Annotated in this window: 14 protein-coding genes; 4 read left to right on the top strand and 10 right to left on the bottom strand. The window is 54.5% G+C overall.

Going from position 1 to position 15,149, the window contains the following annotated elements:
* Positions 1-124: 124 nt before the first annotated feature.
* Together A9753_RS02840 and A9753_RS02835 are read right to left on the bottom strand one after the other, a co-directional pair.
* Positions 125-2,188 (bottom strand): FAD-binding protein, encoded by a 2,064-nt coding sequence (locus A9753_RS02840; protein WP_067779839.1) that lies wholly within the window; start codon positions 2,186-2,188, stop codon positions 125-127.
* A gap of 127 nt (positions 2,189-2,315) precedes the next feature.
* A complete protein-coding gene (locus A9753_RS02835) occupies positions 2,316-3,161 on the bottom strand; it encodes a 3-ketoacyl-ACP reductase (protein ID WP_067779836.1) in 846 nt (281 codons plus the stop codon).
* A gap of 230 nt (positions 3,162-3,391) precedes the next feature.
* Here A9753_RS02835 and A9753_RS02830 point away from each other — a divergent pair, with 230 nt between their 5' ends.
* Positions 3,392-4,291 carry a sugar phosphate isomerase/epimerase family protein gene (locus A9753_RS02830; RefSeq protein ID WP_067779832.1) on the top strand — a complete coding sequence of 300 codons (900 nt, stop codon included), beginning with the start codon at positions 3,392-3,394 and terminating at the stop codon, positions 4,289-4,291.
* Positions 4,292-4,429: 138 nt separating this feature from the next.
* Here A9753_RS02830 and A9753_RS02825 read toward each other — a convergent pair whose 3' ends face one another.
* From A9753_RS02825 to A9753_RS02800, 6 genes are all read right to left on the bottom strand, one after another.
* Entirely contained in the window at positions 4,430-5,122 is a 693-nt protein-coding gene (locus A9753_RS02825; protein ID WP_067779829.1) for a ThuA domain-containing protein, read from the bottom strand.
* Positions 5,123-5,125: 3 nt separating this feature from the next.
* Positions 5,126-6,127: a hydroxyacid dehydrogenase gene (locus A9753_RS02820; protein WP_067779826.1), complete on the bottom strand. Its 1,002-nt coding sequence runs from the start codon at positions 6,125-6,127 to the stop codon at positions 5,126-5,128.
* Between the two features lie 232 nt (positions 6,128-6,359).
* Entirely contained in the window at positions 6,360-7,166 is an 807-nt protein-coding gene (locus A9753_RS02815) for a YesL family protein (protein ID WP_067779823.1), read from the bottom strand.
* 173 nt (positions 7,167-7,339) lie between these two features.
* Positions 7,340-8,218, bottom strand: coding sequence for a carbohydrate ABC transporter permease (locus A9753_RS02810; protein WP_067779820.1), 879 nt, complete (start codon positions 8,216-8,218; stop codon positions 7,340-7,342).
* 2 nt (positions 8,219-8,220) lie between these two features.
* On the bottom strand, positions 8,221-9,159 hold the full coding sequence (locus A9753_RS02805; protein WP_067779817.1) for a carbohydrate ABC transporter permease: 939 nt from the start codon (positions 9,157-9,159) through the stop codon (positions 8,221-8,223).
* An 85-nt stretch (positions 9,160-9,244) separates the two neighbouring features.
* Positions 9,245-10,573 (bottom strand): ABC transporter substrate-binding protein, encoded by a 1,329-nt coding sequence (locus tag A9753_RS02800; RefSeq protein WP_067779812.1) that lies wholly within the window; start codon positions 10,571-10,573, stop codon positions 9,245-9,247.
* Positions 10,574-11,142: 569 nt separating this feature from the next.
* Here A9753_RS02800 and A9753_RS02795 point away from each other — a divergent pair.
* Positions 11,143-12,213, top strand: coding sequence for a substrate-binding domain-containing protein (locus A9753_RS02795; protein WP_067779808.1), 1,071 nt, complete (start codon positions 11,143-11,145; stop codon positions 12,211-12,213).
* Between the two features lie 92 nt (positions 12,214-12,305).
* Here the strand turns inward: A9753_RS02795 and A9753_RS02790 are convergent, their stop codons facing one another.
* Positions 12,306-12,701: a fluoride efflux transporter FluC gene (locus A9753_RS02790; protein WP_067779804.1), complete on the bottom strand. Its 396-nt coding sequence runs from the start codon at positions 12,699-12,701 to the stop codon at positions 12,306-12,308.
* On the bottom strand, positions 12,698-13,225 hold the full coding sequence (locus tag A9753_RS02785; RefSeq protein WP_067779801.1) for a fluoride efflux transporter FluC: 528 nt from the start codon (positions 13,223-13,225) through the stop codon (positions 12,698-12,700). Before A9753_RS02785 ends, A9753_RS02790 begins: the two co-directional genes overlap by 4 nt.
* A gap of 182 nt (positions 13,226-13,407) precedes the next feature.
* Between A9753_RS02785 and A9753_RS02780 the strand changes: the two genes are divergently transcribed.
* Both A9753_RS02780 and A9753_RS02775 read left to right on the top strand, forming a co-directional pair.
* Complete coding sequence (locus A9753_RS02780) at positions 13,408-14,277, top strand: DsbA family protein (RefSeq protein ID WP_083090217.1); 870 nt, start codon at positions 13,408-13,410, stop codon at positions 14,275-14,277.
* Positions 14,274-15,095, top strand: a complete 822-nt coding sequence (locus A9753_RS02775) for a cytochrome c biogenesis CcdA family protein (RefSeq protein ID WP_067779798.1) — start codon at positions 14,274-14,276, stop codon at positions 15,093-15,095. The genes A9753_RS02780 and A9753_RS02775 overlap by 4 nt, the downstream gene beginning before the upstream one ends.
* Positions 15,096-15,149: the final 54 nt, after the last annotated feature.

Below are 15,149 nucleotides of genomic sequence, written 5' to 3'. Positions count from 1 at the left end.
CTTGGCCAGGGAACCGGCGCGTTAGAGCGCTTCCACCATAAGACGGGCGAACCCCGCAATCGCGAACGCCTTCAAGGCTTCACCATTGCGGGGTACGTAATAAGTTAATCAGTCATCCAACCATTCAGTGCACGTTGCCGTCTTCGCGGAAGTCGCGCCAGATGTTTTCAAAGAAGTCATCGCTGGTATCCGGGATGGGGCGACGCTTGCGCCAGCAGCATTCCACATCTTCAACGCTGCTGCCATCATCACCCAACTTCAGTGCAACTTCCTGAATCTCCTCATCAAGGGCACCGCCATCAAGATCGAAACGGAAGTCTTCGGGGAGGTCAGTCAGTTCCACCGTTGCGTCATCACCGTAGCCTTTTTCAGGAAGACGCCCCTCAGGGTCGGTGTAGAGGACAGAGCCACGTGAACGGCCACCGTGGGCGAGGTAATCCTCCATGGCACCGAGGTAGACATACTGAGTGGTGAGGATGTCACGGATGAGGAAAACACGTTCGATGGAACGACGTGAGGACCCGTCAGCCACCACGGTATCGTCGAAATCAGCTAGGCGCTTAGCAATTTCTGTACGTGCTTCACGCACAGATTCTGCCGAGCGTACGGCGCCAGCTTTTTCACTCATGAGACGCTGAACACTCTTGAGCATGTCGTCTGTGGTGTCCTCTGCCCCGTCGGCGTGACGCTGCACAGCGGCGTCAAGAAGAGCACGTGCACGGTCCACAGCAGCAGTGGCCACGGCAGCAAACTGTTCTTCAGGCAGTGGCTCACCGGTGCGGCGCGCTGCGATGTACTGGGCGGCGCGGGTGGCACCAACCTGGGTGGAGTTCAATGCGCTGCCGCCAGGGCGGTAAACGCCGTGTGCGCCGCCTGCTTCACCTACAGGGAAGAAGCCTTCGAGGTTGGACTGCCACCATGCGTCCACACTAAGGCCACCATTGTTGTGCTGGACGCACACGTCCACTTCAAGGCGTTCCTTGGCCAAGTCAATCTGGGGGTTCTTGTCCAAGTAGAGGTCGTAGGCGGGCTTGTTCATCGCCAATAGACGTTCAACCGGGGTACCAAAGAGCACACCGGCCTTGTCGAGATATTCGCGCGCTTCAGGGTAGAGCGCATCGGGGTCGAGTTCACGACCCATAGGGTTGCGGGTGAAGTCGAGGAATACGCGACGTCCACGGATGACAGTTTCACGGTGGACCAGGAGGTCGATAAGGCTGGATCCATCACGGGCCTTACGAATGTCGAAGGGCCACTGGTAGCCCTTGAGGAAGATCATGGACAACTGGCGACCGTAGTCCGGAATGGCTTCGGTGAGGAATTCACGCTCGTCGTTGCCGTCCTGGTCGGTAGAGATAAAGGTGGGTAAGACCTGCATGTAGGTGCCGGACACGTTCCAGCGCGGTGCGATGGAGGACAGGCCGAACTGCCATTCGGTGAGGTTCTTGCCTAGTGCGCCGGCGCGGTAGGCGGCGCCAGATGCGCCCCACTGGCCATGAGGGAAGACGCTGCGCTGGTACATGCCGGCGGGGCCACCGGTGGCGTAGATAACGGACTTGGCACGAATGAGAAGGAAACGTGATTCCCCCTCTGCTGCCTCAGCGTCGGTCACTTTGCGACGCAAGCACAACAAGCCGGCAACTTTGCCGTCTTCAACAAGGACATCGACGATACGAGCGTTGTCTACGACGCGGGTGCCATCAGTTTCAACAACCTTCTTCTCAAGGCATTCCACCATGGTCCGTGAAGTGTAGGGGCCGACCGAGGTCGCGCGCTGGCGGGGATCGTGGTCCGTCTTGTAACCCACGTACTCACCAAAGACGTTGCGGGGGAAGGGCACACCAAGGTCCACGAGGTGAAGGAATGCCTGAGCCGACAGTGCTGCTTCGACAAGGGCATTATCACCATCCATTGCGCCGCCCGCGAAGAGGGTTTGGGCCATTTCGGCAACGGAGTCGTCTCCAGGACCGGCGAGGGTGAGTTTGTAGTAGGTCTGCTTGTCTGAGCCGGCGTTGCGAGAGGAACCGGTGGCGATGCGGTCAGTCACGATGACTACATCGTCTTGTCCGAATTGAACCAGACGATCTGCGGCGCAGTAGCCGGCGCTTCCGGTTCCTACCACTACGGTGTTGGTGGTAATGACGGGAACGTTGAGGCCGTTGATAGTGAGGGTGGAATCGGTGCTCATCGTTGAGATGCTCCAGAAGATTGTGTGCCGACGCCGCATGGTGCGTTCCAGCAGAAGTGAACTGTGGTCAATGAGTAAGTAAAGATGTTGTGGTGGGGGCACCCGTGCGGCGCCCCCACCAAGAGTTTTAGAGGCGCGCGATGTGCATGCCGCCGTCAACGTTGATGACGTCACCAGTGGCGTAAGGTGCCCGTCCTTCGGCAAGCATGGCCACAACACTACCTACGTCCTTGGGAGTTCCCCAGCGGGGCATGGGTGAGATACCAGAAGCAAAGAGGGAGTCGTACTTTTCCTTCACGCCGCTGGTCATGTCGGTGGCAATTACGCCAGGGCGCACTTCGTAAACGACGATGCCTTCGGGTGCGAGGCGGGCGGCGTAAAGGAGGGTGGCCATATGTACGCCAGCCTTGGAGATGCAGTATTCGCCGCGGTTGGTGGAGACGGTTTCCGCGGAGATGGAGGAGACGTTGATGATGGTACCGAAGGGGCGTTCGTGGTTGAGTTCGTCGCCTTCGCTGTAACCGGCGGCCTGAAGTTCGCGGTCGCGCTGGGCGATCATGGCGTTGGCTACTGCCTGGGTGAGGAAGTAGGGGCCACGCAGGTTGATGCCCATGACGCGATCGTAGGATTCGGCGGTTGCATCGAGGATGTCATTACGGACGTTGGGGGCAACGCCAGCATTATTCACAAGCACATCGATACGGCCGAAGTTATCCATGGTGTTCTTGACAAAGGTTTCGCCAACGCTGAGGTCGTCAATAGATCCCTGGGTGTAGCAGACCTTACCGCTACCACCTTCGAGTGCGCGCAGTTCATCGAGGAGTTCGGTGGGCTCGGGGCGGGTGGCTAGAAGGCTGACCGCATAGCCGAGACGAAGCAGTTCTTTGGTAATGCCAAGGCCAATTCCACGGTTACCACCGGTGACCATAGCGACGGGATATTCAGGGACGGGCAAGACGATCGGGTCAGACATGAGATTCTCCTTATGACCACGAGTGGGAGGGGTGAGTAAACCTTCCCAGGGGTGGAACCACAGTGTTCAGATGGGCAATATGAGGGTTGTGATCTGACGCCGTCGACCGAATGCAGTGGTGCTCTATCCACACCATTGTGGGGCGGTTGGGGCGTCGCAGTTTCAGAACCTGTTACAAGGGTATATTGTCATGATCGAAAGCGACACAACAAGCCAACGGAGGACGCATCGTGACACTTTCGAACACTTTCGATCTTTCTCGCTGTTCCCTAAATACAGCAACCATTAAAAAAGCTACCCTCAAGGAAGCAGTCGATACTGCCGCTCGCGCTGGTTACGGCGCTGTGGGCATGTGGCGCGATCGCGTCCAGGAGGTAGGCATGGAGCAGGCCGCCAAGATTGCCCAGGATGCTGGCCTTCGCGTCTCTTCCCTGTGCCGAGGTGGCTTCTTCACCACTAACGATCCTGAACGCGCCAAGGAAGCTGTTGAAGATAACCGTCTAGCGATTATCGAAGCTGCCACCATTGGCACCAAGGAACTAATCATGGTGGTGGGCGGCCTGCCTGCAAATCCCTCTCCCAGTGAGCCCGCTCGTCCGGATGCTACTGACGCCGACCGTGATGTGGTTGCTGCTCGTGAGCGCATTGCTGAGCGACTTGCTGATCTTGCTCCCTTTGCTAAGGAGCACGGTGTGCGTCTGGTTCTTGAGCCAATGCACCCGATTTTCGCTGCTGACCGTGGTTGCCTGTCCACGTTGGGTCAGGCTCTCGATTTCGCTGCTCCCTTCGATTCCGACGTCGTAGGCGTGGTTGCTGATACCTACCATGTTTGGTGGGATCCCCAGTTGCGTGAGTCTATTGCGCGCGCGGGTAAGGAAGGACGCCTAGCCTCCTACCAGATTTGTGACTGGGTTCTTCCCCTGAAGGAGGACACTTTGAATTCTCGCGGTTATGTGGGTGAGGGTTACTGCGATTTCAAGACTATTTCCACCTGGATCAAAGAGGCTGGCTACACCGGTGACGTGGAGACGGAAATCTTTAACACGGACATCTGGGCTCGTCCCTTCGATGAGGTCGTTGAACACGTCGGCGCTGATTACGCCAAGTATGTGCTGCCCTACCTGCAGTAACACCTTGCGTACACTCAGCAGTAAGTCGCTGCGCTAAGTACACTGCTGCGCAAAGAAACGTTAGTGGGGGCCCAGAAGTAATTCTTCTGGGCCCCCACTTGCGTCTATGTGATTTTCACACCAGTGACTGGCTGATGTTTAGATGCCGTCCATAACGGGACGTTTAAGTAGCCAGTTCACTTCACGAAGGAAGAGTTCAAGACGGGTCGGAGAATCGAGAGATTCCACAAAGTGACCCATCGAATCGAACACCACACGGCGACCTTCATGCTCGTTTACCCACACGCTAGCGTGTTCACATCCAGCTTCATGCTGGTCAACGAGAATAGTGGAAGTGTCGGCAGGTTCGAGGAGGGTGTAACGCTCATCAAAAACAAGGATTTCGGTCATTCCTTCAGTGATGGGGTGTACCCCTGGGATGACATGGAAATGAGCGTCGGATAATGGCGGGTGATAAGTCACCCCACGATTCCAACGGCCTCCCACAATGTCATACCAGTACGGGGAATCAGTGAAGGTATTGATTCCGACGTGGTAGACGAGGATAGCACCACCATTTTCTGCGTAGGCCTTGAACTTTTCATGGCAAGGCATCCAGTCCTCATCGGTGCCATCAAAGTTAGGGTCTTTGCGCCCCAAAGATCCGTTGACAATAACCAAGTCAAAGGTATCAATGTCTTCGGCGCAGTCAGGAAAAGTAGAGCGAACGGTAACGTCGCAGTCACGCTCAGTGAGAATGGATGCTAAGCGATGGGCGACGGCGACGTGATCATGCCAAGGATCTTCGTATCGGCCTCGTCCGGCAAGGACAAGTACGCGTTGCTGTGCCATGAATCAGGCCCGTCCGTTGTACTCGTTGGCGAGGATTTCGCCAGCTACAGTTCCGCCCATAATGTAGTTAGCCACGTCGTTGACTGCTCCGTCACCCAGGCTGAACAGTTCACGTCCCATGGAACCTGCTGCGTGGGGAGTAAGGAACACGTTGGGCAAGGTGTAGAGGGGCGAGTCGGGGACACATACCTCAGGGTCGGTGACGTCAATAATCGCGCGAATACGGTCCTTCTTTAGTTCTTCAATCAGGGCATCCTGATCGCAGATGGCACCGCGAGCGGTGTTAATGAAGGTCACGCCATCGCGCATCATGGCGAAGTGTTCAGCTCCGAGCATGTGGTAGGTACGGGGAGTAGACGCGGAGTGGAGACTGACCACATCGGAGGTAGAGAGGATCTCTTCCATGGATGCGGCGCTTACACCAAGTTCACGCGCTTGGTCATCACTCAAGTGACCGGACTGGACCTTAATATTGACGTTGAAGGGCTTGAGAAGGTCAATCACGCGGCGAGAGATACGGGACAAACCAATCAGACCAACGGTTGCTCCGTACACGCCGATGTTTTCGAATTCATCCCAGAACTGCCAGTCCTTGTCACGCTTTTCAACGTAGCGGCGGTGGGAGTGGAAGATGTCTTTAAGAGCCAACAGAATCATGGCCACGGTGTACTGAGCCACAGGTTCTGCGTTGACCTGAGTCTGGGAACTCATACGAATACCGCGGTCGAATGCTTCGGGGCCAAGGATTGCGCGGATGGAGCCACCGGAGTGGACCACGAGGCGCAGGTTGGGCATATCATCGAGCAACTCGTCGAATGATCCGGTTTCCCAACAGGTCACCACGATGTCAGCCTCGCGCAGCATTGCACGGGACTCTTCGGTGGCGTGATTGAGAGGGTCCGGGTCGAAGGAGAGTTCGCCCAGTGCGCGCAAACGATCAAGTGCGCGTTCGTTGAAGAACTTATGTAGGTGTGTATCAACAACCGACATGACGATGGAAGTCATGGAGTGATCCCTCCGGATCGTATGGTGTGCGCTCAGGGACAACCCTGTCGCTTTGTGAGCAGATGTGATCATTCTAGTGCACGTTTAAACATGTTTCGAGACCACATCACCATCTGAGAACAGGAGAGTTTTCACTCTGAGAAAACGTTGGTGAAATTCTGAAACGCTCCCTCGTGCCACGTCGCTGTCTCGTCTTTACTATCCGATTGATGCCTCAGAGCGAGTCGCGATATTAGACATCATCGCTGCCATGACACGGAACAGGGGGTGCTTCATCGTTGAGCGCTTGCATCAGTGGCATGAGAGCCCATCGTGAGTTTGCCCAAACTACGTAAAGCAACAAACCAGAGGCAAGCATGAGTGCGAGGATGGGCTGGTACAAAACGGCAAAGAACGTCAGAGCCAACACCGCAAGATTGATGACGGTTAAGTAGATGGTCTTTACTGAAAGAACAAAAGAGTTACGCAGTAAGGCACTCATGCGCGCCTTAGGAAACTCTCCAACAGCAACAAGTGCTACCTGCCATACAAGAATCCCTAGTCCTGCTCCGACCGCCAGAGGAATAGAAACATACTGTCCCCATTCGTGAACGCGCACAAAACTTAGGTAGAAAATACACGCCAAAGAGAAACCAAGAGTAACTGCTGAAGAAATGAGTGCTCGAACAGCAAGTTTACGATAGGCGCGAAAGAAGGGTTTCACTACCCCAGAACCATCAGCAGCAATCCAGTAAGGCCAAGCCATGACTCCTTCATGCTGAGCTCGAAGAAACTCGTGAGAATCATGACGACTGAAGGACAAACCAGGACAGTCACGGTAGGCGGTGAACATAGCAGCAATTCCTGGACTTGATGCCCACAGGCACAAAAACAGGAAGGGATAGGAGCCCAAGGGATCTGCCGCCCCCATGACCAAGATAAGCATGGGGAGCATGGTGAGGGTCAGGAGAGCGTTGAGACGAAGAAGGGCAAAAACGAATGAGCCCACTCCGAACCACACATTCATGCCATGCCCTGATGCGGAAGGTGCTGACGTCATAGGGTCATCCTGTCACTCGATGAGGTACTTACTGATTGTTCGCGCGTACTACCCAGCCTAAGCATGTGCTGCGTGTTCACCAAACGCTGGGCAGTCAGTAAACATGGCGGCAATAAGAACAGTGGTGGCCGCTCACATTCGTGAGCGGCCACCACTGTGATGCCAGGGGGATATCAGCCCTTCATGCCGGATGTTGCCACACCCTGAACGAAGTGACGCTGACCAAGAACGAACACCACGGCAATCGGGATCACGGAGATCACGGAGCCAGTGAGAATGGCGGCGTAGTTCGTCTGGTACTCACCGATGAAACTCTTCAAACCAATCTGAATGGTCCATACGTCCTTATTACGCAAGTAGATGAACGGACCCATGAAGTCATTCCAGGTGTTGGTGAAGGTGATGATAACCAGTGAAGCAATAGCCGGAACTGACAGGGGGAGCATAATTCGGCGGTAGATACCGAATTCACTTAGGCCGTCGATACGTCCTGCTTCAGAGAGTTCCTCAGGAACAGTGTCGTAGAACTGCTTCATAAGGAACACGCCGAAGGCGCTGAACGCCTGGAGAAGGACGATCGCAAACAGGTTGTTGACCATTCCCATCGAAGCCATGATTTTGTACTGGGGGATCATGTAGGCCTGCCACGGCACGGAGATCGTGGCGATGTAGATGAGGAACAGCGTGTCACGTCCAGGGAAGCGGATACGGGAGAAGCCGTATGCTGCGAAGGAGCCCGTGAAAACCTGAATGATAGTCACGATGACAGCGAGGAACACAGTGTTCTTCAGCCATGTGAGCATGTCTGACTGGGACCAGATGTCCACGTAGTTGTGCCACTGCCACACATCGGGGAACCAGGTGACTGGAACGGTGAAGATCCGGTCGTTCTCTTTCAGAGAGGACAGTGTCATCCACACGAAGGGGAGGAGAACGAACACTGCCATGGGAAGCAGCAAGATGTAGGCGAGGATACGCTGGCCGCGAGCCAGAGCCTCCTTACCTTTGAGGTTGCGCTGGTGTGATTCTGCGTTTGCTACTGCAGCACTCATGATCAGGCCTCCTGCTTCCGGTTGTACATGAACTGGACAACGGTCACGACCAAGCACACAAGGAACAAGACCAAGGCAATTGAGGAGGCGTAGCCAAACTCACCTTGCGTAAAGCCTGCCTGGTAAACGTACTGGGAGAGCACCAATGTGGAGGTACCAGGACCACCGTTGGTCATCACGAGGATGAGGTCAAGGATCTTGAACGAACCAATTGTCAACATCACCAGAACGAAGAAAGTGGTTGGACGGAGGCATGGAATTGTGACGTTCCAGAAGCGGCGCCATGCGCCAGCGCCGTCCATACGGGCTGCTTCGTAGAGCTCGGGCGGGACGACCTGCAGGCCGGCCAGGAAGAGCACCATGTAGTAGCCCATTTCACGCCAGGTGGCCACGATGATAACGGCGGGCATAGCCCATGTGGTTGAGGTGGTCCAGCCGGGTGCGTCGGTGACACCAAACAAGCGGATGAACTGGTTAACCAGACCTTTATCTGGGCTCAACAACATGTTCCACACCTGAGCCACAGCCACGATGGATGTGAAGTAGGGGAAGAATGCCGCAGCACGGAAGAAAGCAAGACCGCGCAACTTCTGATTAAGCAACAGTGCCAAACCGAGCGACAGACCAAGAGTCAGCGGAACGTGGATCACCGTGTAGTACATGGTGTTCCAGAATGCGGTCCAGAACTTGTCATCACCAATGAGGCGGTTGAAGTTCTCAAGGCCTACGAACTTGGGGTCACCAAAGACGTTCCACTTGGTGAAGGCGGTGTAGAAAAGGGTGAGAACGGGGATTAGTGTGAAAAGTGCAAAACCAACAAAGTTGGGCAGGATAAATGTCCAGCCCGCAATGGTATTACGCCTTTTCAGTTTTGCTGATGAGACCGAGCGCGACGCCTTTGGCTGCTTGGTCTTCACTTCAGCGGTGGCTGTGGCCGCCATGCGAAGGTCCTTCCTTAAAGATAAGAGGTGGGATCACACCAGGATCTGACGTGATCCCACCTCTTTCTTCACTGTGAATTGGCTATTACTTAACGACGCCCTGGTTCTTCTCTGCTTCGTCAGCGGTAGCGATGGCCTCATCCAGAGGAGTGGATTCGGTCATGATGGCAGAGTGAGCTTCAGTAAGGATCTGAACAGCCTTGCCGGTTTCCTTGGTCAAAGTGGTTTCCAAGGTGGTCACACGGTTGGAGTATGCCTTCTTGCTCAACTCATCCTGAGGCATGCCCTTTCCTGCGAAAAGTTCGTCAACAACAGCATCGTTAACGTATGCAGGAGAAACGCCAACAGCAGCGACGGCCTTGGCGGCTTCTTCGGAGCACATGAACTTCACGAACTTCTTTGCTGCCTCAAGTTTTTCGCCTTCAAGAGCTGCGTTCACGCCAGCGGTGGTGGGGGAACCGAAAGTAACAGGCTTGGAGAAGGTTGAAGAATCAACCTGAGGCGCAGGAAGAATGCCCCACTCAAACTTGTCAGCCTCAGCAGCTTCCTGCTGAGCCTTGGCTGCCATACCCATGAACCAGGTGCCAATCGGAACAAGAGCAGCCTTCTGAGAGTTAAACAATGCCTTGTAGTGAAGTTCGCCAGCCTGTGCGGTGGAGAAGGTCTCAGTACCACCGTTGTCCTGAAGAGCAAGGGCATTCTTGTAGAAAGGCTTGAGGTAGGCCAAATCACCGGACTGATCGGCACCACTTTCGAATGCACCAGGAGTCTGGGAAATGGCGAAGCCCTGAACAAGGCCAGGCCACGGCTGGATGAATGCGCCCTTAGCATCTAGGCCAGCTTCTTCGAACTTCTTGGAGAGGTTGATGGCGTAGTTATTGAAATCTTCCCAGGTCCAGTTACCGTCGGGAACGGTCTCGCCAACCTTCTCGATGAGGGTCTTGTTGTAGTAGACCACGTATGCATCGGAACGGAAGGGGAGGTTGTAGTACTTACCATCAATCTCGAGGGGGGACAGCGAGAGGTTATCGTCACCCTTGTACTCATTAGCAATGTCGGTCAGGTCGGCAACCATGCCACCTTCGACATAATCAAAAATCTTGTAGAGGTTCTTAATGGTAATGATGTCCGGGCCGGTGCCACCAGCAAGGTCAGCGGTCAACTGAGTGTCATATTCCTTGGCGTTGTAATCAACAAGATCAACAACAATGTCAGGGTTAGCAGCGGTGAATGCCTCGGCAAGTGCGCTGAACTCAGGAGCGTCGGACCAAGTGGAGAACTTCAGGTGGAACTTGCCATCCTCTGCCTTCTCATTATTGGCTCCGCCACTTCCGCCGCATGCGGCCAGACCGAGGGTAATAGCTGCAGCAGCGCTTGCTCCGAGGACGGAACGACGCGTGAGCATGTGCTTCATTGCTTCTCCTTGTGCTGTGTGCCCAACGCTGGGCCACTGTTGTGGTTGACAGACGATAGTGCGAAAACCACAAATGATGTCCGCCGGATGACATTCATCAAGTGTTCGGCACCATCACCGAGCAGGTGGCTCGATCGTACCCTTTCGATCAACTTGAAGCGCCCTCAAGGAACGAGTTTGAACGAAATTGATACCAACATGAGACATTTTCCGGTTTTCAGGCGGAATGATCTCCATTGATCACGATCAAGTAGAACATGAGCGTAAATCTCTATTTTTGTACTGTCAAGCGCAAAAATGAGAAAAAGTGATCGACTTAGATAAATGCTTCAAATCTTTCCCGTTTCCAGGAGTTTTTCAGATCGATTATGTTACGGTTCGGGTAAGAAAACGTACTTTCATGACGATGCTGCCCTCACTCTCAGTAGTGCAATAACATTGATGTGTTCAGAGTGGATCTACTCTGATGTCATCGATTTTGTTCCACTTTTGTCATATGGACACAGCGATTACGGTTCCATTGCCATGCAGACGTTGAGATTGTTTGTCATTCAGAGCGGAGTTGACACATGTCTCGTGAACTACCAGCCAAGCGGCGCGAGGATGTTCTCGCACTCGTCAACGCCCACGGCTCTATTCGAGTCACACAAATTGCCCAAGCATTAGACGTCAGCGCCATTACTGTGCGCCGCGATATTGCGTATCTATCCGAACAAGGTTTACTTGAACAAGTTCGCGGTGGAGCTCGAGCAATCACCACCACGCCGATCCCCACCCGTACACCAGTCAAGATCGGTGTAGTTACTCCGTCACTCGATTTCTTCTGGCCTACTATCCTCGATGGTGCCGGTCATGCCGCTGACCGCCATGGAGCTCGTCTTCTTCTTCAAGGGTCCACGTTTGCTGCTCGCGACAACCTTACTGAAGTGCGTCGTATGACTGAACAGCAAGGTGTTGATGGTTTGATCGCTGTTCCCGACATTGAAGGTGAAGGTTCTGAAGAGCTCCACGAGTTCCTCGCTACCCTGTCGATTCCTGTGGTACTCATCGAACGCGCTATCTCTCCCACGGCACGTCATCGTCGCTACTTTGAGTCCGTACGCACAGACCATTACTTTGGTGCCACCCTGGCAGTGGAGCACTTAGTTGATCTTGGACATAAGCGCATTGCCCTCATTACCGACAAGCCCATCCCCTCTCGTCATGCCATCACTGATGGTTGGCGTGATGCAATGAAAGATTTCGGCCTGGATACCTCATCCCCTCACATCGACACCACCATGCTGCGTGGTTCCCAAGCCTCAGACCGCATCGGTCAATGCGTTCGCGATTGCCTGGATGATGACACCACTGCAATCATTGCTCACTCTGATGAGGCAGCACTGCTGGCCGTGGAATACGTAGTATCCATGGGATACAAAGTTCCCGATGATCTCTCCATCGTCACTTATGACGATGAATTAGCAACACTGACTCGCCCCACCCTCACAGCTGTTGCTCCACCAAAACAATTCCTAGGTTCTGCCGCAGTAGATGCGTTGATTGATCGCATCCACCATCCCAATGCTCCGATGCGCCGTCAATTGCTAGCGCCCTCACTCATCGTTCGCGATTCCTCAGGGACGCCGCGCAAAGTCTAACCCCTGGCTGATTTTTCTCTTCTAGTTGCCCGAGTACGTCTACCGCAGCCCTCCACACCTACATTTAGGGAGTTAGGTGGCTTACTTTAACGTCAGCAAGTTAGGGCCATACCGAGCGCACAGGCAGCAATACTGGCTACTGCCGTCATCACAAGCGCTGACGCCCCCGCTACGGTTCGTTTTTCAATGACTTGTGTTACCGCATCAAGCATGGCAGTCGAGAAAGTCGTGAAGCCTCCCAGAAATCCCGTGCCGATGACCAATGTAATCCAGTGGGGAACACCGTGAGCACCAACAAGCATCCCTAATAGGAATGAACCCACAATGTTGACGGTAAGTGTCCCCCAAGGAAAATCAATGACCGCAGGCAGCGAATGTTTCGACGTGAGATGCCTGCGCAATACCTTGACCCAAGAATCTACCCAGAGCCTGCTAATACACCCAAGTGAGGCACTTGCGCCAATTAATCCCGCAATGAGGATAGTCATTCATCCTCACCTACTCGATGGGCCCATCGCCATTCGATACGGCGCCCACTCTTCAGTCCACACCATGCCAGGAAAAACCCTCCGGCGAGCATGACACTTATCCATGACACAGCGAAAAAAAGCGAATGCTCACCAGCGTGGACAATATGAACACTCAATGAGGAATAGGTGGTGAGAGCACCGCAAAGTCCTGTCCCCAACATGAGTCGAACATCATCCGGTAAAGGATGTGTAGGGTGCGCTAAACGAGCTTGATCCACCCAGGCGGTAATAAGTCCAAGCAGAAAAGCTCCCGTCCAGTTCACAACAAGAGTGGACATCCCAGCAGCATGAGCAGCCTGACACCAGTCTGGTGACGATGCAGCAATCTGGCCCGGGCAACTTAAAGGAGCGGGCAGTGAGGTGAACAGGGCAACAGCGTGGGGCATCACGGCGTCGGCAGCGGCGCGCAGGAGACCACCCACAAAGCCACCCACGGCCACGAAGGCCAGCATACGGGCGGTAAAACGCGGTGGTGTGATCACAGTTCTAACCTACCGCTCCGCCGATAACGACGCGATCCATCCCACAAAACCTGTCATTGGGAATGATGAGGAGACAAAAAGGGTTACACCACCAGAAACATCAGCAGCGCATCCTGCTGACTACGGTCATTTGATCATCATTTTGTCCGAGTGCGCCTCGCGCCCAGACCTTGAAGGAACTCATGAGCTCCTCCACATCACAAAAGAACTCCCAGGAATCTGATGCCAAGAAGTCGGCAGCAGAATCCGGTAACAAGCGCTCATCTCGCACCACCGTCATTCTGCTCATCGTTATCGCCATTCTTCTGACGATTATCGCTGGGATGGTAGCTACACGCCCCGATGGCTCCCACTCAACAACTGGCAATGCGCCGCAGGGTGACTCAATGGGCAACCAGGCACCAGCTAACCCTGAAATGGGTGACAAATCAGGCAACCAGGGCAATGCTCAACCCGCACCGGACATTACTGATGCTCGAGGCCTGGAGATTATCGAGCAGGAAATTCACCGCGATCCTGACGATCAGCGCGCTCAGGGCAAGGTCGATGCTCCCGTGGTTCTCGTTCTCTACTCCGATTTCGCTTGCCCGTACTGCACCCTGTTTGCTCAAAACGTTGAGCCTGGCCTACAGGATCTCATTGATAATGGCACTTTGCGTTTAGAGTGGCGTGACCTGGCTCAGATCACGCCCACATCTCCGCTGGCTGCTCAAGCAGGTATTGCTGCAAGTCGTCAGGACGCTTTCTGGGCATTCCACAATGAGGTTTACGGTAGCGCCGACCCTCAAGGGCACCCCACTTACTCCGAAGAGTCTCTCGTTGAATTCGCTAAGAAGGCAGGCGTCAAGGACCTGGACAAATTCCGCACAGATATGAACGATCCCGCAGTGGTTCAGGAAGTTCAGGATGCTAAGGCTCACGCCTACTCCATTGGTATTACCGGTACACCCTTCATGATTATCAACAAGGCGGTCATCGGCGGATACATGGATCTTGACGCCGTTCGCGCCACCGTACTTGACCAGGCGAAGAAGGCTGAGGCTCAACAGTGACTGGCCTTGCTCCTTTAGCCGCCTTTGTGGGCGGCCTCCTCACCCTGCTGGCCCCCTGTTCGGTGATGGTACTTCCCGCGTTCTTCGCGTACGCGTTCGCATCACCGACCACCTTACTCAAACGCACCCTGATTTTCTGGTTAGGCTTACTCACCACCTTGGTACCCCTTGGAGCTGCTGCCGGTGGAGTCGGTTCGCTCCTTCACGAGTATTCCGCCCCCATCACGGTGGTCGCTGCCGTCATCATCATTACTCTGGGCATTATTGAGGCATTGAGTATCGAGATTCCTACCCCACATCTTCCAGGCTCTTCTCGCAGTAGCGATGATGCCGCCTCGCCGCTATCGGTCTACCTGCTCGGCTTGGTCTACGGCTTGGCAGGCGTGGGGTGCGCTGGCCCTATTTTAGGTTCCGTTCTCCTCATGGCCGGCATTAATGGCTCTGCTATTCAGGCTGCTGGTTTGATGGTTCTTTATGCCACAGGTATGGCATTACCCCTCGGTATTCTTGCGTTGCTGTGGACATCCATGGGCATGAGTGGCAAGAAGTGGCTGCGTCCCCGTCCAGTCCGTTTCTTAAGCCGTGAGACCACATGGACCAACCTTATTTCTGGCCTGTTGTTCGTGATTCTCGGCGTTGTGCTGCTGTTGATGGATCCATCAAATCCCTTGGGTGGAATCATTTCTTCCGAGCGTCTTGCCGCCTTAGAACTTCAGGTCATGGACGCTGCTGCACGAATTCCTTGGTACTTGTCGCTGGCGATCCTGGGCACGATCACTGCAGCGATTGTTATTGCAGTAAAGGATCGACGCCAGTAGTTGCCCACACGTAACGAGACCCTACCAACAGCGGTCACACAAGTCGTCGATGAA

The sequence above is a fragment of the Actinomyces vulturis genome, from assembly GCF_001687305.1.
Lineage (GTDB): Bacteria > Actinomycetota > Actinomycetes > Actinomycetales > Actinomycetaceae > Actinomyces > Actinomyces vulturis.
The sequence above is the reverse complement of the archived record's forward strand: the minus strand, read 5'-3'. Positions and strand labels throughout refer to the sequence as shown.